Source organism: Agromyces sp. NPDC004153 (genome assembly GCF_053603635.1).
On record NZ_JBSGFY010000002.1, the window covers coordinates 104994 to 126555 of the forward strand.

The 21562-nt window shown below is 71.5% G+C and carries 21 protein-coding genes; 18 read left to right on the forward strand and 3 right to left on the reverse strand.

The genetic code is table 11. The features are described 5' to 3' along the window. The first annotated feature begins 6 nt into the window (after nt 1-6). From murC to ACWEOH_RS14560, 13 genes are all read left to right on the forward strand, one after another. Nucleotides 7-1410 carry a UDP-N-acetylmuramate--L-alanine ligase gene (gene murC / locus ACWEOH_RS14500; protein WP_452032162.1) on the forward strand — a complete coding sequence of 468 codons (1404 nt, stop codon included), beginning with the start codon at nt 7-9 and terminating at the stop codon, nt 1408-1410. A 13-nt stretch (nt 1411-1423) separates the two neighbouring features. After that, nucleotides 1424-2587, forward strand: a complete 1164-nt coding sequence (locus tag ACWEOH_RS14505; RefSeq protein ID WP_452032163.1) for an FtsQ-type POTRA domain-containing protein — start codon at nt 1424-1426, stop codon at nt 2585-2587. 187 nt (nt 2588-2774) lie between these two features. Further along, nucleotides 2775-3986, forward strand: a complete 1212-nt coding sequence (ftsZ, locus tag ACWEOH_RS14510; protein WP_452032165.1) for a cell division protein FtsZ — start codon at nt 2775-2777, stop codon at nt 3984-3986. Nucleotides 3987-4017: 31 nt separating this feature from the next. Continuing rightward, entirely contained in the window at nt 4018-4689 is a 672-nt protein-coding gene (locus ACWEOH_RS14515) for a YggS family pyridoxal phosphate-dependent enzyme (RefSeq protein WP_452032167.1), read from the forward strand. A 34-nt stretch (nt 4690-4723) separates the two neighbouring features. Then, entirely contained in the window at nt 4724-5206 is a 483-nt protein-coding gene (locus tag ACWEOH_RS14520; protein WP_452032169.1) for a cell division protein SepF, read from the forward strand. A gap of 6 nt (nt 5207-5212) precedes the next feature. Further along, nucleotides 5213-5530 (forward strand): YggT family protein, encoded by a 318-nt coding sequence (locus tag ACWEOH_RS14525; protein WP_148735172.1) that lies wholly within the window; start codon nt 5213-5215, stop codon nt 5528-5530. 117 nt (nt 5531-5647) lie between these two features. Beyond that, nucleotides 5648-6331, forward strand: coding sequence for a DivIVA domain-containing protein (locus ACWEOH_RS14530; protein ID WP_452032171.1), 684 nt, complete (start codon nt 5648-5650; stop codon nt 6329-6331). Then, nucleotides 6321-7007, forward strand: coding sequence for a signal peptidase II (gene lspA / locus ACWEOH_RS14535; RefSeq protein WP_452032172.1), 687 nt, complete (start codon nt 6321-6323; stop codon nt 7005-7007). Before ACWEOH_RS14530 ends, lspA begins: the two co-directional genes overlap by 11 nt. Nucleotides 7008-7009: 2 nt before the next feature. After that, on the forward strand, nt 7010-7930 hold the full coding sequence (locus ACWEOH_RS14540) for an RluA family pseudouridine synthase (RefSeq protein ID WP_452032174.1): 921 nt from the start codon (nt 7010-7012) through the stop codon (nt 7928-7930). Between the two features lie 166 nt (nt 7931-8096). After that, the gene (gene dnaE, locus ACWEOH_RS14545) at nt 8097-11567 is read left to right on the forward strand and encodes a DNA polymerase III subunit alpha (RefSeq protein WP_452033882.1); all 3471 of its coding nucleotides are present in this window, start codon (nt 8097-8099) and stop codon (nt 11565-11567) included. 46 nt (nt 11568-11613) lie between these two features. Continuing rightward, a complete protein-coding gene (hisD, locus tag ACWEOH_RS14550; protein ID WP_452032176.1) occupies nt 11614-12927 on the forward strand; it encodes a histidinol dehydrogenase in 1314 nt (437 codons plus the stop codon). Between the two features lie 24 nt (nt 12928-12951). After that, nucleotides 12952-13425, forward strand: coding sequence for a transcriptional regulator NrdR (gene nrdR / locus ACWEOH_RS14555; protein ID WP_148735167.1), 474 nt, complete (start codon nt 12952-12954; stop codon nt 13423-13425). Nucleotides 13426-13468: 43 nt separating this feature from the next. Beyond that, entirely contained in the window at nt 13469-14536 is a 1068-nt protein-coding gene (locus tag ACWEOH_RS14560) for a quinone-dependent dihydroorotate dehydrogenase (protein ID WP_452032178.1), read from the forward strand. A 72-nt stretch (nt 14537-14608) separates the two neighbouring features. On the opposite strand, the gene ACWEOH_RS14565 is transcribed toward ACWEOH_RS14560, so the two are convergent. Further along, nucleotides 14609-15667: an App1 family protein gene (locus ACWEOH_RS14565; protein ID WP_452032180.1), complete on the reverse strand. Its 1059-nt coding sequence runs from the start codon at nt 15665-15667 to the stop codon at nt 14609-14611. Between the two features lie 111 nt (nt 15668-15778). On the opposite strand from ACWEOH_RS14565, the gene ACWEOH_RS14570 reads away from it, so the two are divergent. From ACWEOH_RS14570 to ACWEOH_RS14590, 5 genes are all read left to right on the forward strand, one after another. After that, nucleotides 15779-16441: a TetR family transcriptional regulator gene (locus ACWEOH_RS14570; protein ID WP_452032182.1), complete on the forward strand. Its 663-nt coding sequence runs from the start codon at nt 15779-15781 to the stop codon at nt 16439-16441. A gap of 209 nt (nt 16442-16650) precedes the next feature. Continuing rightward, nucleotides 16651-17463 (forward strand): ABC transporter ATP-binding protein, encoded by an 813-nt coding sequence (locus ACWEOH_RS14575; protein WP_452032183.1) that lies wholly within the window; start codon nt 16651-16653, stop codon nt 17461-17463. After that, the gene (locus ACWEOH_RS14580) at nt 17460-18149 is read left to right on the forward strand and encodes an ABC transporter permease (protein ID WP_452032185.1); all 690 of its coding nucleotides are present in this window, start codon (nt 17460-17462) and stop codon (nt 18147-18149) included. Before ACWEOH_RS14575 ends, ACWEOH_RS14580 begins: the two co-directional genes overlap by 4 nt. Continuing rightward, entirely contained in the window at nt 18146-18889 is a 744-nt protein-coding gene (locus tag ACWEOH_RS14585; RefSeq protein WP_452032187.1) for an ABC transporter permease, read from the forward strand. Before ACWEOH_RS14580 ends, ACWEOH_RS14585 begins: the two co-directional genes overlap by 4 nt. After that, on the forward strand, nt 18886-19809 hold the full coding sequence (locus tag ACWEOH_RS14590) for an ABC transporter substrate-binding protein (RefSeq protein WP_452032189.1): 924 nt from the start codon (nt 18886-18888) through the stop codon (nt 19807-19809). Before ACWEOH_RS14585 ends, ACWEOH_RS14590 begins: the two co-directional genes overlap by 4 nt. A 19-nt stretch (nt 19810-19828) precedes the next feature. Here ACWEOH_RS14590 and ACWEOH_RS14595 read toward each other — a convergent pair whose 3' ends face one another. Both ACWEOH_RS14595 and ACWEOH_RS14600 read right to left on the reverse strand, forming a co-directional pair. Then, nucleotides 19829-20578 (reverse strand): DedA family protein, encoded by a 750-nt coding sequence (locus ACWEOH_RS14595; RefSeq protein ID WP_452032191.1) that lies wholly within the window; start codon nt 20576-20578, stop codon nt 19829-19831. Between the two features lie 39 nt (nt 20579-20617). Beyond that, nucleotides 20618-21562 (reverse strand): M56 family metallopeptidase, encoded by a 945-nt coding sequence (locus ACWEOH_RS14600; RefSeq protein WP_452032193.1) that lies wholly within the window; start codon nt 21560-21562, stop codon nt 20618-20620.

Consider the following 21562-nt stretch of genomic DNA (forward strand, 5'->3'; position numbering starts at 1 on the left):
CCGCACGTGACCATCAAGCCCGACCTCACCGCCCAGATCCCCGCCGACCTCGGCGCCGTGCACTTCGTCGGCATCGGCGGCTCGGGCATGAGCGGCATCGCCCGACTCGTGCTCGGCGACGGGCACCGGGTCACCGGGTCCGACGTGCGCGACTCCGCGAACATCGCGGCGCTGCGCGAGCTCGGCGCCGTCGTCGCCATCGGGCACGACTCCGCGAACCTTCCCGAGGACGTCGACACCGTCGTCGTCACGGGCGCCCTCTGGCAGGACAATCCCGAGTACCAGCTCGCGCTGCAGCGCGGGCTGCCCGTGCTGCACCGGTCGCAGGCGCTCGCGGCGCTCATCGCCGGCCGGCGGCTCGTGTCCGTCGCGGGCGCGCACGGCAAGACCACCTCGACGGGCATGATCGTCACCGGCCTGCTCGAACTCGGCGAGGACCCCAGCTTCGTGAACGGCGGCGTCATCGCCGACCTCGGCGTGAGCTCGGCGGCGGGCGACGCCGAGCTGTTCGTGGTCGAGGCCGACGAGTCCGACGGCTCGTTCCTGCTCTACGACACCTCCATCGCGCTCATCACGAACGTCGACCCCGACCACCTCGACCACTACGGCTCGCGTGACGCCTTCGAGCAGGCGTTCGTCGACTTCGCCGACCGCGCGCGCGAGCTCGTGGTCATCTCCTCCGACGACCCCGGGGCGACGCGCGTCCACGAGCGGCTCTCGCACGGCAACGTCGTCACGTTCGGCGAGGCGGCGGATGCCACGGTGCGCGTGCACTCCGTCGAGACCGACGGCCCCGTGGCGTTCGCGATCGACTACGCCGGGGCGACCTACACCGCACGCCTGCGCGTCCCCGGACACCACAACGCGATCAACGCGGCGGGCGCGTTCGCCGTGCTCGTCGGCCTCGGCCACGACCCGGCCGCAGCGCTCGCGGGCATCGCGACGTTCGGTGGCACGGGCCGGCGCTTCGAGCTGCACGGCACGGTCGGCGGCGTGAGCGTCTACGATGACTACGCGCACCACCCGACCGAGGTCGCCGCCGCTCTCGCCGCGGCGCGCACGGTCGTCGGCGACGGCCGCATCATCGCAGTGCACCAGCCGCACACCTACAGCCGCACGCAGGCCTTCGCGAAGGAGTTCGCCGAGGTGCTCGAGCAGTACGCCGACGAGACCGTCGTGCTCGACGTCTACGGCGCACGCGAGGACCCGGTGCCCGGCGTGACCGGCGCGCTCGTGAGCGAGCGCTTCGCCGACCCGTCGAAGGTCGCGTTCATCGTCGACTGGCAGGAGGCCGCCGACCACACCGCGAAGATCGCGCACGACGGCGACTTCGTGATCACGCTCGGCTGCGGCGACGTCTACCGCATCGTGCCGCAGCTGCTCGGCTCCCTCGAGCGGGAGCGCGAGTGAGGACGCGCCGCGCGTGAAGCGCCCCCAGGGCTTCGACCGGCCTCCCGCGCCGCGGGCGGGCGACCGCGGGGCGGTGCGGGGCCCGGGTGCGTCGCCCCCTGATGCTCCGGCGTCGGCGGTCGTGTCGCCGGCCGGCCGCGCGCCCGTCGCACCCGACGCCGACCGGACGTCGACCGAGCCGATCGCGGTCGTCGTCGGGGCGCCGACGACGGCTGCGGGCCCTGGCGCGCCACGCGTGACGAGTGCCGAGCGCGCGGTGCCCCCGACGTCGGCGACGAACGCGACCGAGGTGCTGCCCGACCTGCGTGACCCCGCCGGTGCGCGCGACCCCGCCGACCCACGCGACCCGGCGGTCGACGGCACCGCCGCCTTCGCCGACGGCGCCGGGGGCGTCGCCGACGCGCCACGCACCCCCCGCGCCGCGAAGCGCGCCCTCGCCGCCGCGGCACGGGAGCGCCGCCGCTACGAACGCCAGGAGGTGCGCCGCTTCACCAAGCGCTCACGACGCCGCCGGATCACGTGGGCGGTCGGCGTCGGCGCGGTGCTCGCCGTCGTGGCCGTCGTCGGCGTCGGCGCGTACTCGCCGCTCATGGCGCTCCGGGAGGTGCGCGTCGAAGGCGCGCAGCGCATCCCCGCCGACGAGGTGCAGGGCGCGTTCGCGACGCTGCTCGGCACTCCGCTCCCGCTCATCGAGGGCGCAGAGGTGCACGCCGCCCTCGCGCGCTTCCCGCTGATCGAGACGTACGCGACCGAGACCATCCCACCCGGCACGCTCGTGGTGCGCATCGTCGAGCGCACGCCCGTCGGCGTGATCGACACCGGCTCGGGCCTCGAACTCGTCGACGGTGCGGGCGTCGTGATCGAGCGCCCCGACGAGCGGCCGCCCGGCCAGCCGCTCATCGAGGTCGAGGGCGGCGTCGCCGACGAGGGTTTCCGCGCCGTTGCCGGCGTGGTGCGGAGCCTCCCGAACGACGTGCGGTCGCAGCTCGTCCGCGCGACGGCGGACACCGCGGACGACGTGCGGCTCGAGCTCGAGGGCGGCGCGAGCGTGGTGTGGGGGAGCGCCGAGGACTCCTCGTTCAAGGCCGACGTTCTCGCGACGCTCATGCGCGCGGCCCCGCCCGACACCGTCTCGCAGTACGACGTCTCGGCGCCGACGAGCCCCGTGACCTCCTGACCGGGTCGGATCGGGGTCGCGCCGGCGACGATCGAGGCGTCCTGCGCCCGCGGTTCGCGACACGCGGGGCGTCATTGCCGAGCGGCGTGCGAGCGGCACCTACCTTCGAATCAGGAATTGCATACTCAGCAAAACTTTAACCTTCGACTAGAGGTTCAAGGTTCAGAGTTCGCACGGAGGGCCGGACATGTCGTCTAACCAGAACTACCTCGCCGTCATCAAGGTCGTCGGCATCGGCGGCGGCGGTGTCAACGCCGTCAACCGCATGATCGAGCTCGGCCTGCGCGGGGTCGAGTTCATCGCGATCAACACCGACGCGCAGGCCCTGCTCATGTCGGACGCGGACGTCAAGCTCGACGTCGGCCGGGACCTCACCCGGGGCCTCGGCGCCGGCGCCGATCCCGAGGTCGGACGACGCGCCGCCGAGGACCACGCGGAGGAGATCGAGGAGGCGCTCGCGGGCGCCGACATGGTCTTCGTCACCGCGGGCGAAGGCGGTGGCACCGGCACGGGCGGCGCGCCCGTGGTCGCGCGCATCGCGAAGTCGATCGGCGCCCTCACCATCGGCGTCGTGACGAAGCCGTTCGGCTTCGAGGGCAAGCGCCGCCAGACGCAGGCCGAGCAGGGCGTCGCCCGGCTGAAGGAGGAGGTCGACACCCTCATCGTCGTGCCGAACGACCGCCTGCTCGAGATCAGCGACCGCGGGATCTCGATGCTCGAGGCGTTCGCCACGGCCGACCAGGTGCTCCTCGCCGGTGTTCAGGGCATCACCGACCTCATCACCACCCCCGGCCTCATCAACCTCGACTTCGCCGACGTGAAGTCCGTCATGCAGGGCGCCGGCTCCGCCCTCATGGGCATCGGATCGTCGCGCGGCGCAGACCGGGCGATCAAGGCCGCGGAGCTCGCCGTCGCGAGTCCACTCCTCGAGGCATCGATCGACGGCGCCCACGGCGTGCTCCTCTCGATCCAGGGCGGGTCGAACCTCGGCATCTTCGAGATCAACGACGCCGCGCGCCTCGTCCAGGAGGCCGTGCACCCCGAGGCGAACATCATCTTCGGCGCCGTCATCGACGACACGCTCGGCGACGAGGTGCGCGTGACCGTCATCGCCGCCGGCTTCGACGGCGGCGAGCCGAACGCGAAGCAGCCGGTCGAGGCCAGGCGGACGAACTTCGTGCCCGCCGCGGTGGGCGCGGCGGTCGGCGGGTCGTCGCTCGGCGCGTCGTCGCTCGGCGGCGAGGCCGCCGACGTGATCGGCGAGATCGACATCGACGAGCTCGTCGAGACCGCCAATTGGGGCGAGGCGCCGACCGCGGCGGCCGACCAGATCGTCTCGGACCCCGTGTTCGAGGACGACGGCGACGACGAGCTCGACATCCCCGACTTCCTCAAGTGATGCCCGAGGGACCGGTCGTGCGGAGGCGTCGATGAGCGACCTCGCCGACCGGCTCGCCTCGGTGCAGGGCAGCATCGCGGATGCCGCGAGGGACGCCGGCCGGAACCCGCACGAGGTGACGACCATCGTCGTGACGAAGTTCCAGCCGGTGTCGTTGATCCGCGACCTCGTGCGCCTCGGCGTGCACGACATCGGGGAGAACCGGCACCAGGAGGCGCAGCGGAAGGCGGCGGAACTCGCCGACCTCGACGTGCGCTGGCACTTCGTCGGGCAGCTGCAGGGCAAGAAGGCGCGCCAGGTCCGCGCGTACGCGGCCGCGATCCACTCGGTCGACCGGGCATCGCTCGTGGACGCGCTGCGCTCGGACGAGGCATCCGTCGACTGCTTCGTGCAGGTCAACCTGACCGACGACCCGAAGCGGGGCGGCGTGCAGCCCGACGACCTCGACCCGCTGGTCGAGCATGTCCTCGCGACGCCGGGACTCCGGCTGCGCGGGCTCATGGCGGTCGCGCCGCTCGGCGACCCGCCTCGCCCGGCGTTCGCCCGCGTGCGCCTCCTGTCGGAGCGCGTGCAGCGGATCGCACCCGACGCGGGCGACCTGTCCATCGGGATGTCCCACGATTTCCGCGACGCCGTGCTGGAGGGTGCGACACACCTGAGGATCGGCACTGCAATCACCGGCAATCGGCCGGAAGCCGGTTAGCCTCGGAAGAGACGGATCGAAGACGGAGGCAGCGATGTCGAACCCGCTCAAGAAGACCATGGTCTACCTCGGACTCGCCGATGAGGAGCTCGAGCACGAGGCAGCCCAGGCCGCGCCGGCGCCCGCTGCCCCGATCGTGCACGCGGCGGCACCAGCCCCCGCCCCCAAGACCGGAGCGGCCGTCACGCCGCTTCGCAAGCACCACGTACCCCAGAGCACACCGCAGGCGGAGATGAACGAGATCCTCACCGTGCACCCGCGTCAGTACCGTGACGCGCAGGTCATCGCCGAGTCCTTCCGAGAGGGAGTCCCGGTCATCATCAACCTCTCGCAGATGTCCGACGGCGACGCGCGTCGCCTCATCGACTTCGCGAGTGGACTTTCGCAGGGCCTCTACGGCAAGATCGAGCGCGTGACGAGCAAGGTGTTCCTGCTGTCGCCCGCCCACGTCGTGGTGTCGGGCGAGGCGGGCGAGGCCGACGGCGACGTCGACGCGTCCTTCTTCACCCACGCGTAGGCGCCCGTGGGCGTACTGGCAGTCGTCTGGAACATCCTCTACACGCTGCTCCTCATCTACTTCTTCGTGATGTGGGCGCGGTTCGTCCTCGATCTCGTGCGCACGTTCAACCGCACCTGGCGTCCGCGCGGGTTCTGGCTCGTCGTCGTGGAGGCGATCTACAGCGTCACGGATCCGCCCGTGCGCTTCTTCCGGCGGCTCGTGCCGCCGATACGCATCGGCCAGGTCGCACTCGACCTCGGGTGGAGCCTGGCCATGCTGCTCGTCATCGTCGCCATGACCGTGGTGTCGTGGCTGGCGGCCGGAGCCGCGGCATCCGGCTGACGATCTCCTGCGAGGGTGGCACGCCGTGACGTTCGGCACTGCGGCCCTCCTGAGACCTTTGCTACCGTTAGCAGAACGTGATCGAAACGGTCCGACAGATTCGAGGGATGGGAAGCCATGGCGCTAACTCCGGAAGATGTGGTCAACAAGCGCTTCCAGGCGACGAAGTTCCGGGAGGGCTACGACCAGGACGAAGTCGATGACTTCCTCGACGAGGTGGTCGTCGAGCTCCGACGCCTGAACGGCGAGAACGAGGAGCTGCGCCAGCGCCTGGCCGCGGCCGAGGCCCGTGCCGCGGACGCGTCGAAGGGCGCCGCCGCCGCTGCGCCGGCCCCCGCCGCGGTCTACACCGAGCCGGCCGCCCCGCCGCCGACCGTCGCGGTTCCGACGCAGGCGCCCGCCGCGCCGCAGTCCGAGCTCGACGAGCAGACCTCGACCACGAACCTCCTGCAGCTCGCCCGCCGCCTCCACGAGGAGCACGTGCGCGAGGGCATCGAGAAGCGCGACGCGCTGATCGCCGAGGGCCACGCCACCGCCGCGCGCGTCGTCGCCGAGGCCGAGGCCAAGCAGCGTCAGCAGATGGGCATCCTCGACCAGGAGCGCCTGGCGCTCGAGAAGCGGGTCGACGAGCTCCGCGTGTTCGAGCGCGACTACCGCGCCAAGCTGAAGAGCTACATCGAGGGCCAGCTGCGCGAGCTCGACACTGCCGCGCCGGTGCAGGTCTCGGGCAACCAGGGCTTCTCCTCGGGCATCGCCGCCGAGCAGACCCCCGCTCCGACCTTCCAGGGCTTTGGCGGCTGAGCGGGCCGCGAAGGTCGGCACCACCGCAGCACTCCTCATCCTGGTCGGGGCCGCCCTCGCGGTGTACGGCCTCGACCAGTTGAGCAAGTACCTTGTCGTCACGAACCTCACCGAGGGCGAGGTCGTCCAGGTCCTGGGCCCGGTGCTGCAATGGCAGTTCGTGCGCAACCCCGGTGCGGCCTTCTCGCTCGCGAGCGGCATGACGTGGATCTTCACGATCCTCGCGGCCGGCGTCATCACGTTCATCGTGTGGTTCGCCCGCCGCATCCACTCCATCGCGTGGGCGCTCGTCTTCGGGCTCCTGCTCGGCGGCGTGCTGGGCAACCTCACCGATCGGCTCCTGCGTGAGCCGAGCTTCGGCCTGGGCCACGTGATCGACTTCATCTCGACCCCGTGGATGCTGCCGGCGATCTACAACGTCGCCGACATCGCCATCGTGTCGAGCATGGTGCTCTTCATGATCCTCACGATCCGCGGCGTCGGCCTCGACGGCATCCGCGAGTCGAAGCGATCGGATGCCGCGCGCGACGCCGAGGCCACGGGCGATGCCGAGGCGACCGGTGGTTCCGCCACCCCCGCGCCCGGAGCGGTGACGGCGGACGGCACCGACGGCGCGCCCGCCGCCGGCGAGGGGAAGACCCCGCTCGCCGGCACGCAGCTGGCCGCCGAGTCCTGAGCATGGAGCACCGCTCGTTCCCCGTGCCCGACGGGCTCGACGGCGTGCGCGTCGACCAGGGGCTCGCGAAGCTCCTCGGCTTCTCGCGCACGCAGGCCGCCGACATCGCGGCCGCCGGGGGAGCCGCGCTCGACGGCGCGGCGGTCGACAAGTCCGATCGCCTGCGCGCCGGCGCGTGGCTCGAGGTGAGCTGGGAGCCGCCGCGCACGCTCGAGGTCGTGCCGGTGGCGGTTCCCGACCTCGGCATCGTGCACGACGACGACGACCTCGTCGTGGTGGACAAGCCCGCGGGCGTCGCGGCGCATCCGTCGCTCGGCTGGGACGGGCCGACCGTCGTCGGCGCTCTCGCGGCGGCCGGCTTCCGCATCTCGACGTCGGGCGCGCCCGAGCGACAGGGCGTGGTGCACCGGCTCGACGCCGGCACGAGCGGGCTCATGGTCGTCGCGAAGTCCGAGCGCGCGTACACCGAGCTGAAGCGCCAGTTCCACGACCGCGAGGTCGAGAAGATCTACCACACGGTCGTGCAGGGGCATCCCGACCCGCTCGCGGGCACGATCGACGCGCCGGTCGGGCGGCATCCGAGGTCGGAGTGGAAGTTCGCCGTCACGTCCGACGGCAAGCACGCGGTGACGCATTACGAGACGATCGAGGCGTTCCCGTTCGCGTCGCTGCTCGAGGTGCATCTCGAGACGGGGCGCACGCACCAGATCCGCGTGCACATGGCGGCCCAGCGGCATCCGTGCGCCGGCGACGCCATGTACGGCGCCGACCCGACGCTCTCGGCCAGGCTCGGCCTGACCCGGCAGTGGCTGCACGCGAAGGAGCTGTCGCTCACGCATCCGGGCACCGGGCACTGGACGACGTTCGAGTCGGAGTACCCGGCCGACCTCGCGCACGCGCTCGACGTGCTGCGCGGCGACTGAGCCCATCCGTCGTCGCCGCCGGCGCGACTCGCGAGCCGCGCCGGCGGCGACGTGGGCGGGTCGCCGTAGACTCGGAGCACCCCCGAGATCCACCAGCAGTACTTCGATGAGGAGCCCCGTGGCCGCCGATTCCTTCGTCCACCTGCACGTCCACTCCGAGTACTCGATGCTCGACGGCGCCGCTCGGGTCGGGGAGCTCATCAAGGCGACGCAGGAGCAGGAGATGCCCGCCGTCGCGGTCACCGACCACGGCAACGTGTTCGGCGCCTACGACTTCTGGAGGCAGGCGACCGACGCCGGCATCAAGCCCATCATCGGTACCGAGGCGTACATCACGCCCGGCACGGCGCGCGGCGACCGCACCCGTGTGCGATGGGGCAACGGCGGCGAAGACGACGTCTCGGGCTCCGGTGCCTATACGCATATGACCCTCCTGTCCGAGACGACCGAGGGCATGCACAACCTGTTCCGCCTCTCGAGCCTCGCCTCGATCGAGGGCTACTACTTCAAGCCCCGCATGGACCGCGAGCTGCTCCAGCAGTACTCGTCGGGACTCATCGCCACGACCGGCTGCGCCAGCGGCGAGGTGCAGACGCGCCTCCGGCTCGGCCAGTACGACGAGGCCGTGAGGGCGGCATCCGAGTACCGCGACATCTTCGGCCCCGACAACTACTACGCCGAGATCATGGACCACGGGCTCGGCATCGAGCGGCGCGTCATGGACGACCTGCTGCGCCTCGCGAAGCAGCTCGACTTGCCGCTCGTCGCCACCAACGACCTGCACTACACGCACGCGCACGACGCGAAGAGCCACGCGGCGCTGCTCTGCGTGCAGTCGGGCTCGACGCTCGACGACCCGAACCGCTTCAAGTTCGACGCCGACGAGTTCTACCTCAAGACCGCGGCCGAGATGCGGCACCTGTTCCGCGACCATCCGGAGGCCTGCGACAACACGCTCCTCATCGCCGAGCGCGCGAACGTGCAGTTCAACACCAGCGCGAACTACATGCCCAGGTTCCCCGTGCCCGAGGGCGAGAGCGAAGAGAGCTGGTTCGTGAAGGAGGTCGAGCGCGGCCTGCACGTGCGCTACCCCAACGGCATCCCCGACGAGGTGCGCAAGCAGGCCGACTACGAGGTCGGCGTCATCTCGCAGATGGGCTTCCCGGGCTACTTCCTCGTCGTCGCCGACTTCATCAACTGGTCGAAGAACAACGGCATCCGAGTGGGCCCCGGCCGCGGCTCGGGCGCAGGCTCCATGGCCGCGTACGCGATGCGGATCACCGACCTCGACCCGCTGCGGCACGGGCTCATCTTCGAGCGGTTCCTCAACCCCGACCGCGTGTCCATGCCCGACTTCGACGTGGACTTCGACGAGCGCCGGCGCGGCGAGGTCATCCGCTACGTCACCGAGAAGTACGGCGACGAGCGCGTCGCGCAGATCGTCACCTACGGCACCATCAAGGCGAAGCAGGCCCTCAAGGACTCGAGCCGGGTGCTCGGCTTCCCGTTCGGCATGGGGGAGAAGCTCACCAAGGCGATGCCGCCCGCCATCATGGGCAAGGACATCCCGCTCTCGGGCATCGTCGACTCCGCCCACCCCCGCTACAAGGAGGCGGGCGACATCCGCGCGCTCATCGAGACGGACGCCGAGGCGAAGACGGTCTTCGACACGGCGCTCGGCCTCGAGAACCTCAAGCGCCAGTGGGGCGTGCACGCCGCGGGCGTCATCATGTCGAGCGACCCGCTCATCGACATCATCCCGATCATGAAGCGGGAGCAGGACGGCCAGATCGTCACCCAGTTCGACTACCCGGCGTGCGAGTCCCTCGGGCTCATCAAGATGGACTTCCTGGGGCTGCGCAACCTCACGATCATCGACGACGCCCTCGACAACATCGAGGCGAACCGCGGCTTCCGCCCGGTGCTCGAAGACCTCGCGCTCGACGATCCCGAGGCGTACGCGCTCCTCTCGCGGGGCGACACGCTCGGCGTGTTCCAGCTCGACGGCGGCCCCATGCGCTCGCTCCTGCGCCAGATGAAGCCCGACAACTTCGAGGACATCTCCGCCGTCATCGCGCTGTACCGCCCCGGCCCGATGGGCGCGAACTCGCACATCAACTACGCGCTCCGCAAGAACGGACTGCAGCCCATCACGCCCATCCACGCGCAGCTCGAGGAGCCGCTGAAGGACATCCTCGACACGAGCTACGGCCTCATCATCTACCAGGAGCAGGTCATGGCGATCGCCCAGCGCGTCGCCGGGTTCTCGCTCGGCCAGGCCGACATCCTCCGTCGCGCGATGGGCAAGAAGAAGAAGTCCGAGCTCGACAAGCAGTACGAGGGCTTCTCGAAGGGCATGCACGACAACGGCTACTCGGATGCCGCGGTGAAGACCCTGTGGGACATCCTGCTGCCGTTCTCCGACTACGCGTTCAACAAGGCCCACTCGGCCGCCTACGGCGTGCTCAGCTACTGGACCGCGTACCTCAAGGCGCACTACCCGGCGGAGTACATGGCGGCCCTGCTCACCAGCGTCGGCGACGCGCGCGACAAGCTCGCGCTCTACCTCAACGAGTGCCGCCGCATGGGCATCAAGGTGCTGCCGCCCGACGTGAACGAGTCCATCGGGTTCTTCGCGGCCGTCGGCGACGACATCCGGTTCGGGCTCGGTGCGGTGCGCAACGTCGGCTTCAACGTGGTCGACGCGATCCGGGCCGCCCGCGAGGAGAAGGGCCGGTTCGAGGCGTTCCACGACTTCCTGAAGAAGGTTCCGATCCAGGTCGCCAACAAGCGCACGGTCGAGTCGCTCGTGAAGGCGGGCGCGTTCGACTCGCTCGGGCACACGCGCCGCGCGCTCGTCGAGATCCACGAGGGCGCCGTCGAGTCGGCCGTGAAGGAGAAGCGCGCCGAGGAGGTCGGCGACGTCGGGTTCGACTTCGACAGCCTGTTCGAGGAGCACGAGCGCGAGGCCGCGCCCTCGCTCGTGCCCGACCGACCCGAGTGGGCCAAGCGCGACAAGCTCGCGTTCGAGCGCGAGATGCTCGGGCTCTACGTCTCCGACCACCCGCTCGCGGGGCTCGAGGCGCCGCTCGCGAAGCACGCGTCGACCACCATCACCGAGCTGGTGTCGTCGGATGCCACGCAGGACGGCGACACGGTCACGATCGCCGGCCTCGTCACGAGCGTGCAGCACCGGGTCGCCCGCCAGAGCGGCAACCAGTACGGCATGATCCAGGTCGAGGACTTCTCGGGCGAGATCACCGTGATGTTCATGGGCAAGGCGTACCAGGAGTTCGCGCCCGGGTTGCGCGGCGACTCGATCGTGGTCGTGCGGGGCCGCGTGAGCCTGCGCGACGACGGCATGAACCTGCACGCCTACAGCGTGTTCTCGCCCGAGCTCGGCCAGGGCGACGAGTCCGGCCCGGTGGTGATCTCGCTGCCCGACGTGCGGGCCACGACCGACACGATCACGGCCCTCGGCGATGTGCTCATCCGGCACGCCGGCGACACCGAGGTGCGGCTGAAGCTCGTGAAGGGCCGCACCGCGCGGGTCTTCGAGCTGCCGTACCCGGTGAAGGTCACCGCCGACTTCTACGGGGAGCTGAAGAGCCTGCTCGGCCCGAACTGCCTGGTGTGACGTCGGCCGCAAGCCGACGCCGCACACGTCGGTACGCTGGATGATCATGCTGCGCACGATCGACCTCCGCGGAACCCGCCCGTCCGTCTCCGAGCTCCTCGCGCTCGTGCCCCGCGCCGCGATGGACGTCTCGGCCGCGTACGACATCGCCCGGGGGCTCATCGAGGACGTGCGTCGCGACGGGTCCGTCGCCCTCCTCGACCAGGCCGACCGGTTCGACGGCGGGCGCCCGCCGACGGTGCGCGTCCCGGCCGACGAGCTCGCGGCCGCCCGCGACGAACTCGCGCCCGATGTGCGGCATGCGGTCGAGTCGACGATCGAGCGCGTCCGAGCCGCGAGCGCCGCGCAGGTGCCCGCGCCCGTCGTGACCCGGCTCGGCGACGGCGCCGTGGTCGAGCAGCGCTGGCAGCCCGTCGAGCGGGTCGGGCTCTACGTCCCGGGCGGCAAGCTCGTCTACCCGTCGAGCGTCATCATGAACGTCGTGCCGGCCCAGATCGCCGGCGTGCGCTCGATCGCGCTCGCATCGCCGCCGCAGGCCGCATTCGGCGGTCGCATCCACCCGACGATAGCGGGCGTGGCCGCCCTGCTCGGCATCGACGAGGTGTACGCCATGGGCGGCGCCGGCGCGATCGGCGCCTTCGCCTACGGCGTGCCCGACCTCGGGCTCGAGCCCGTGCAGCGCGTGACCGGCCCGGGCAACGTGTTCGTCGCCGCCGCCAAGCGCGCCGTCGCGGGCGTCACCGGCATCGACGCCGAGGCGGGGCCCACCGACATCCTCGTCATCGCCGACGACTCGGCGGATGCCGACTTCGTGGCATCCGACCTCGTGAGCCAGGCCGAGCACGACGAGCTCGCGGCCGCCGTGCTCGTGACCGACGACGCCGCGTTCGCCGAGCGCGTGCAGCAGCGCGTGGCGGCGCGCGCCGACGCGACCCGGCACGCCGAGCGCGTGCGCACGGCGCTCACGGGCCGGCAGTCGGCCGTCGTCCTCGTCGACGACCTCGAGCAGGCCGCGGCGTTCGCGAACGCGTTCGGTGCCGAGCACCTCGAGATCCAGGTCCGGGACGCCGACGCCACGCTCGCGCGCATCGAGAACGCCGGCGCGATCTTCGTCGGGCCGTACTCGCCCGTGAGCCTCGGCGATTACGCGGCCGGCTCGAACCATGTGCTGCCGACGGGCGGCATGGCGCGCTACGCGTCCGGGTTGTCGGCCGCCACCTTCCTGCGCCCGCAGCAGGTCGTGCGGTACGACGAGGCCGCCCTGCGCGAGGTGGCCCCAGTGATCGCCACCCTGTCCGACGAGGAGGGCCTCCCGGCGCACGGCGAGGCCGTGACCGCCCGGTTCGGCGAGCGCCCCTGACGGCGCCGCTAGGCTGGGAGCACCATGTACTGTCCGTTCTGCCGTCACCCGGATTCCCGCGTCATCGACTCGCGCACGAGCGACGACGGACTCTCCATCCGGCGCCGTCGGCAGTGCCCCGAGTGCGGCCGTCGCTTCTCCACCACCGAGACCGCGAGCCTCTCCGTGATCAAGCGCAGCGGCGTCATCGAGCCGTTCAGCCGCGAGAAGGTCGTGCTCGGCGTGAAGAAGGCGTGCCAGGGGCGTCCGGTCACCGACTCCGACCTCGCGGTGCTCGCGCAGAAGGTCGAGGAGACCATCCGGTCTACGGGCGCGTCGCAGATCGAGGCGAACGACATCGGCCTCGCCATCCTGCCGCCGCTCCGCGAGCTCGACGAGGTCGCCTACCTGCGCTTCGCGAGCGTGTACCAGGCGTTCGAGTCGCTCGACGACTTCGAGGCGGCCATCGGCCTGCTGCGCGAGGAGCACGGCCGCCTGCCCGCCCGTCCCGTCGAGTGACGCGCGTCGGCTACGTCGGCTCTCCGATAGCCTGAGTCCCGGCATGTACCGACTCCTCTTCTCCCTCGTCTTCTCCCGCATGGACCCCGAGGACGCCCACCACCTCGCATTCCGCGTCATTCGGGCACTGCCGACCCTCGGCTTCGGCCGGCTGGTCGAGCTGTTCACGCGGCCCGACCGCTCGCTCGAGGTGCGGGCGCTGGGTCGCACGTTCTCGTCGCCGTTCGGCATCGCGGCGGGCTTCGACAAGGATGGGCTCGCCGTGCGCGGCCTCGGCCAGCTCGGCTTCGGCCACGTCGAGATCGGCACGATCACCGCGGTCGCGCAGCCGGGCAACGACCGGCCGCGCCTGTTCCGGCTCATCGAGGACCGCGCGCTCGTGAATCGCATGGGCTTCAACAACGGCGGGGCGGATGCCGCGGTGGGCCGCGTCTCGCGGCTCGCACGCCGCACGCACCGACCGGTGCTCGGCGTCAACATCGGCAAGAGCCGGGTGACGCCCGTCGAGGACGCGATCGGCGACTACGAGCGCAGCGCGCGCGTGCTCGCCCCCTACGCCGACTACCTCGTCGTGAACGTGAGCTCGCCGAACACGCCGGGCCTCCGCGGGTTGCAGGAGCTCGACGCGCTCGCGCCGCTGCTCGAGGCCGTGCGGGGGACGGCGGGCGACACCCCGCTGCTCGTCAAGATCGCGCCCGACCTCGACGATGCCGAGGTGGTGCGCATCTGCGAGCTCGTGACCCGGCTCGGCCTCGACGGGATCATCGCCACGAACACCACGATCTCGCGCGAGGGACTGCGCGCCGCGGCATCCGTCGTCGAGGCCATCGGCGCCGGCGGCCTGTCGGGGGCGCCGCTCGCCGCCCGGTCGCTCGAGGTGCTGCGGCTCGTGCGCGCGAACGTGCCCGCCGGGCTCTGCGTCGTGTCGGTCGGCGGCGTCGACACGGCCGCCGACGTGCAAGACAGGCTGGACGCCGGCGCGACGCTCGTGCAGGGCTACTCGGCGTTCATCTACCGCGGGCCGCTGTGGGCGCGGCAGGTCAATCGCGGGCTCGCCCGCATCCGCCGGTCGCGGGCCGGCCGCGCCGCCGCCGTCGCCGCGCCGGCGTGAGCTGACGCGGCCGGACCGCCGCCTCAGCTGCGGGATCCAGCCCGGGCGGGATCGGCGGGTCGAACCGGCGGATCAGAGCAGGCCGATGTCGGCCAGCTGATCGGCCAGGGTCGCGCCGTCGCTCGCCGACACCCACGGCACGTCGGCGCCGTGCTGCTCGGCCTTCGTGCGGCCACCGGCGAGCACGGCCTCACCCGTCGAGAGGCGACGGATCGCGACCGCGGCGACGCGCTCGGGGTGCTCGGCGGCGAAGCGCGCGTAGAGCTCCTCGTCGTGCTGCCCGTCGTCCCCGATGAGCAGCCACCTGACGTGGGGGAACTCCTCGGCGAGCCGCCGGAGGTTCTCCTCCTTGTGGGCGCGCCCGCTGCGGAACAGCCGGTCGTGCGTCGGACCCCAGTCGGTGAGGAGGAGCGGCCCGGCGGGGTAGAGGTTGCGCGAGAGGAAGCGGGTGAGCGTGGGCGCGACGTTCCACGCCCCGGTCGAGAGGTAGATGACGGGCGACCCGGGGTGCGCGCGCACGAGGCGCTCGTACAGCACGGCCATGCCCGGCGTCGGGATGCGGGCGTGCTCGTCGAGCACGAACGTGTTCCACGCCGCGACGAGCGGGCGGGGGAGCGCCGTGACCATCACCGTGTCGTCGACGTCGGAGATGAGGCCGAAGTCCACGTCGGTGCCGACGATCCAGATCGGCGCCTCGACCGCCTCCGCACCCTCGGTGCGGAGCGTCGCCTGGTGCCACCCGGGTGAGAGCGCGACGGGGACGCGCGTGTCGACGACGCCGCCGCGGTCGGCGAGCACCTCGATCCGCTCACCGCCGACCTCGATGACCACGGGCACGTCGCCCACCGGCACGCTCGTGAAGCTGCGCCAGCCGCGGATGCCCTGCTCGCGCCGCCGCCGGCGCCGCTTCGACGGCTCGTCGGCCGCGATGGGCTTCGAGAGCAGCACGCGGCAGAACACGCGGACCCACTCGGTGGACCCGTAGCCCGTGTAGGGGACCACCGTCGGCACGTGGCCGCGACGGCGCGCCCATCGCTCGCGAACGTCGTGGATCCAGTCCTCGACGCGCGCGGCGCGATGCCGGACCTGGCGCTCCATGGATCCGGCCGGGGTCGGGGGGCTCGCCGGCATCCACTCAGTCTGTCATGCGCCCCCGGCGGGCCGGAAAACGGGCTCCCGCCCGTCGTGTCGGGGATCGGGTGGTGCGACAGGTAGAGTGGAGCCGCACAAGAGGGAGGATCCGTGCCGAATATCGACCTGCTCCTCGGGGCCGATCCGAGCCGGAAGCGCGTGGTTCGCACCGAGCCGACGCAGCGACGCAGCACGCAGCGGTTGGATGCGCTGCTCGACGCCGCGGCCGAGATCGTCGACGAGATCGGCTTCGAACGACTCACGACGCAGATGGTCGCCGAGCGCGCCGGCGCGTCGATCGGGACGGTCTACCGCTACTTCCCCGACCGCGTCGCCGTGCTGCACGCGCTCCGCGAGCGCTCGGTGCGACGGTTCCGCGAGCGAGTGGCCCTGGACATGGCGAACACCGAGCTGCGCACCTGGTGGGACGTCGTCGGCGTCGCCCTCGACGCCTCGATCGCCCTCTACGGCGACGAGCCGGGGTTCAGCGTGGTGCACGCCGCACAGCGGGAGCTCGCCGACGACGGCACCGAGCCCGAGTTCGCGCACCGCATGGCGAAGCTCATCGAAGCGGAGTTCGACTACCAGTCGTCCGATCCCGAGCTCCGGTTCCGCCTCGGCGTCGCCCTCGAGCTCGGCGACGCGCTCATCAACCGGGCCTACGAGCGCGAGGCCGGTGGCGACCGGCGCTACCTCGCCGAGGCGAAGCGCGTCGTGCACGACTACCTCGCCGAGCACCTCGGCGCGGTGCGCATGGCCGGCTCGGCCGCCTGACGCCGCACCGCACGTCCCGCTCGGACGGGCGTGATCCGTCGCGCCGTCGGACGGTCGGTTCGTCGTGCCGTCCGACGTGCGACGTCTCGGAACGACGCGGATCGCAGCGGGAAGATCCGCCGTGTCACCCGCGTTGCCTAGAGACATGAATGATGTTTGGCTTGAACCCCGATTCGGGGGCGTCCGCCCCGCGCGGGAGTGAGGCAGCCATGATCGAGTTCCGCCGTGTCACGAAGCAGTACCCCGACGGCACCCTCGCGGTGGAGGACGTCGACATCGTCATCCCGCCGCACACGACGACGGTGCTCGTCGGCTCATCCGGGTCGGGCAAGACGACCCTGCTGCGCATGATCAACCGCATGGTCGACCCCACCTCGGGCCAGGTGCTCATCGACGGCCGGGATGTCGCGACGGTCGACCCGGTGCAACTTCGGCGCGGCATCGGCTACGTCATGCAGAACTCGGGCCTCCTGCCGCACCGGAAGGTGATCGACAACGTCGCCACCGTTCCGCTGCTGCGGGGGACCCGCAAGAAGGAGGCGTACGAGCGGGCCCTCGAGCTGCTCGACACGGTCGGGCTCGACCGTTCGCTCGCCGACCGCTACCCGAGCCAACTCTCGGGCGGCCAGCAGCAGCGCGTCGGCGTGGCGCGCGGGCTCGCGGTCGATCCCAACATCCTCCTCATGGACGAGCCGTTCGGGGCCGTCGACCCCATCGTGCGCGCCGAGCTCCAGCAGGAGCTCCTGCGCCTGCAGGGCGAGCTCGGCAAGACCGTCGTGTTCGTGACCCACGACATCGACGAGGCGTTCCTCCTCGGCGACCAGGTCGTCATCATGCAGCAGGGCGGCCGGATCTCGCAGGCCGCCTCGCCCGCCGAGATCCTCGCGCACCCCGCCGACGCGTTCGTCGCCGACTTCGTGGGCGCGGACCGCGGCAAGCGGGCGCTGCATGTGACGGACGTGGACGGCCGGAGCGTGGTCGTGGACGCCGACGGCCGGCCGGCCGGGGTCCTGGCCTCGTGAACTGGCTCTGGTCGAACCTCGACCTCGTCGCCGAGCTCACGCTCGTGCACCTGGCATTGTCGGTGCCGGCGATCATACTGAGCTTCGTGATCTCCGTCCCGATCGGGTGGCTCGCGCACCGCTACCAGTGGTCGAGGGGCGTGCTGCTCTCGCTCTGCGCCCTGCTCTACGCCATCCCGTCGCTCGCGCTGTTCATCGCACTGCCGCCGATCACCGGCCTGAGCCTGCGATCGCCGCTGAACCTCGTGATCGCCCTCACGCTCTACGGCATCGCCGTGATCGTGCGCACCGCCGCCGACGCGTTCGACGCGGTCGCGCCCGACGTGCGCCAGTCGGCCACCGCCGTCGGGTACTCCGAGCGCGGCCGGTTCTGGGGCGTCGAACTGCCGCTGGCCGGACCGGTGCTCCTGTCGGGACTCCGCGTCGTGATCGTGAGCACGGTGAGCCTCGTCACCGTCGGCGCGGTCATCGGCGTGCCGAGCCTCGGCAGCCTCTTCACCGACGGCTTCCAGCGCGGCATCCAGGTCGAGATCGCCACCGGCATCGTGATGACCATCGTGCTCGCGCTCGCGCTCGACGGAGCCGCCGTGCTCCTCGGGCGCCTGCTCATGCCATGGACCAGGGCGGGCGAGGTGGTGCGTCGCTCGTCGGCGTCCGTGCCCATGGCGAGACAGGTCGACGCATGAACCTGTTCCTCGAGGGCATCGCCTGGATCCTCGATCCCGCGAACTGGACGGGGCCGGGCAGCATCCCCGTCCGCATCGGCCAGCACCTCGCGATCTCCGCGGTCGTGCTCGTCATCGCCGCCGCCATCGCCCTTCCGCTCGGCGGGGTGATCGGCCACACCGGCCGGGGCAAGAACCTGGCCGTGAGCGTCTCGGGCGGCCTGCGGGCGCTGCCCACGCTCGGCGCGCTGACCCTCTTCGGGCTCTGGCTGGGCATCGGCCTCGCCGCGCCGATCATCGCGCTCGTCATCCTCGCGATCCCGCCGCTCCTCGCGGGCGCCTACGCCGGGTTCGAGTCCGTCGACCGGCGCACGATCGACGCGGCGCGGGCGATGGGCATGCGCGAGGACCAGATCGTGGGCAAGGTCGAGCTGCCCCTCGGCATGCCGATCGTCGTGGGCGGCATCCGCTCGGCCACGCTGCAGATCATCGCGACCGCGACGCTGGCGGCCTACATCGCCGACGAGGGCCTCGGCCGCTTCATCTTCGAGGGGCTGAAGACCCGCGACTACGCCGAGATGCTCGGCGGCTCCATCCTCGTGATCATCCTCGCGCTCGTCGTCGACGGATGCTTCGCGATCACCCAGCGACTCGTGGTGCCCGCCGGGGTGCGGGCCGCGAGGTCCACCGAGCTCCGTTCGCGACCGACCCGGTCCCGAGCGGCACTGGGGCAACCCATCAATGAAGGGAATCGAACATGATCACCGCAGGAAAAGGCCGGCTCGTTGCGCTCGCAGCGGTCGCGGTCGGGGCGACAGTGGCCCTGGCAGGGTGTGCGTCGGGCGATCCGCTCGACGGCGGATCCACGGGCGAGGCGTCGTCCGAGACGCTCGTCGTCGGCTCGCAGGACTACTACTCCAACGAGATCATCGCCGAGATCTACGCGCAGGCGCTCGAGGAGAACGGCTACACGGTCGACCGGCAGTTCCGCATCGGCCAGCGCGAGGTGTACATCCCCGAGATCGAGGGCGGCTCGATCGACGTCTTCCCCGAGTACACGGGCAACCTGCTGCAGTACTACGTGCCCGACACCGAGGCGACCACGAGCGACGACGTCTACGCCGAGCTCGAGACGTCGCTGCCCGAGGGGCTGCGCGTGCTCGACCAGTCGCCGGCGACCGACCAGGACTCGTACAACGTGACGAAGACGTTCTCCGAGGAGAACGACGTCACGAGCCTCGCCGACCTGAAGAACGTCACCACGCCGATCACCCTCGGCGGCAACTCCGAGCTCGCGACGCGTCCCTACGGACCCGACGGGCTGAAGTCGGTCTACGGCGTCGAGGTCGGCTTCACGCCGATCGAGGACAGCGGCGGCCCGTTGACCCTGAAGGCGCTCGTCGACGACCAGGTGCAGATGGTGAACATCTACAGCGCCGACCCGAACATCGCCGCGAACGACCTCGTGACGCTCGAAGACCCCGAGGGCCTCTTCCTCGCGTCGCACGTCGTGCCCGTCGTGAGCGAGAAGGTCACCGACGAGATCGCCGACGTCATCAACACGGTGAGCGCGGCGCTGACCGCCGAGGACCTGGTGCAGCTGAACGCGCTGAGCGTCAACGAGCAGGAGTCCGCCGAGCAGATCGCGAGCGACTGGCTCTCGGAGCAGTCGCTGTTCTAGGGCGGTCGTCCGAGCGGTCCTATCCGCGAGGCGAGGGGTCGGATGCTTCGGCGTCCGGCCCTTCGTCGTCGCGGTCGGCACCGACGGGTACCGTCCCCTCGGCGGCGGCGGCGGCGGCGCGGTCGGCCGCGGGCGCCTCCATGTGCCGTGACTCCACGCGCATGATGAGCTTCTTCGCCGCCCAGACCGCGAGGAGGAACACCGCGATGACCGCGACGAAGATGTAGCCCGCCCAGTGCAGTTCCCGGCTCAGCTCGCGGTAGCTGCCTGCGGCGAGCCACCCGACCGTGACGTACGCGAACGCCCAGATGACGCACGCAGGCACCGTCCACGCCATGAATCGGCGGTAGCTCATGGTGCTCATGCCGACCGTGAGCGGCACGAGCGAGTGCAGCACAGGCAGGAAGCGCGAGAGGAAGACCGCGGGGCCGCCGCGGCGGTCGAGGTAGCGCTGCGCGCGCGCCCAGTTCTCGTCGCCGATGCGCCGTCCGAGTCGGGAGCGGTGGATGTGCGGCCCGAACCAGCGGCCGAGGGCGAACCCGATGCTCTCGCCGACGAGCGCGCCCACGATGACGGCGAACGCGAGGGCGAGGTACTCGCCGACGCCGTCGACCGCGGTCGACGCGACGAGCACGATGGTGTCGCCCGGCACCACGAGGCCGATGAGCACCGACGTCTCGAGCATGATGCCGAGCCCCGCGAGCAGCGTGCGCACGACCGGGTCCACGGCCTGCACCGTCTCGAGGATCCAGTCGAGGAGCTCGTTCACCGTTCGAGCGTATCCACGGCGGGCGTCCGGCGCGTCACCCTATGGGACGATTCCGAGGATCGCGGCATACCCCAGCAGGGGGACGGCGACGAGCACGACGGATGCCGCGAGGGCGGCGACACGCGCTCCGCGCGCGTCGCGCGACCCACCGGGCGCCGAGCCGAGCCGACCGAGGCGGGCGGCGAGCATCGCCGCGTCGGGATCGGCTCCCGTCGCGGCATCCGGGAACGACGCGGACTCGCCCGCGTTGCCGACGCGCTCGAGGGCGCGTCGCAGCGGCTCGTCGCCCTTGACTCGGCGCGCCCCGTCGTCGGCGAGCATCTCGGTGAGCGTCACGACGGAGCGCTCGGCGCGGTTCGCGATGGGGAACCACGGGATGGCGCTGTGCCAGGCGCGGAACGCGAGCCGCACGAGATGGTGCAGCTGCTCGAGGTGCGTGCGCTCGTGCACGATCACTGCGCCGAGCTCGTCGGGGGAGAGCGCGTCGATGAGGCCGTCGGTGAGCACGGTCGCGGTGCGGATGCCCGGCACGCAGTAGGCGAGGGGCACCGGTGTCGCGAGGACGCGCGTGCGAGGCTCGCCGGGCAGCGGGTCGCTGAGGAGGTCGATGAGCTGGTGCTGCCTCCGGCGCTCGCGCTCGGCGCGCACGGCGACGAGCCCGAGGTTGAGCAGGAGCAGCAGCGTGACAGCACCCGCGAGGGTGAGCGCCGCGATCTCGGCGACGCCGAATCCGGCCGGGAGCGGGCCGTCGAGGAGGTGGGGCGCGAGCGCGGCCACCGTGGCGGGCAGCGAGCCCTCGGGTGCCGAGCCGTACGCGAGGAGGCATCCGATCATCGAGAGGCCGCCGGCGAGTGCGATGGCCTGCCAGAGGGCCAGAGCCGCGGCGGGCGTTCGGGCGGGCCACTCGGCGCGCGAGAGCGCCACGGGCACGGGCCACGCGAGTGCGAGGGCGAGGATCCCGAGCACCGCCGAGACGGCGAGCAT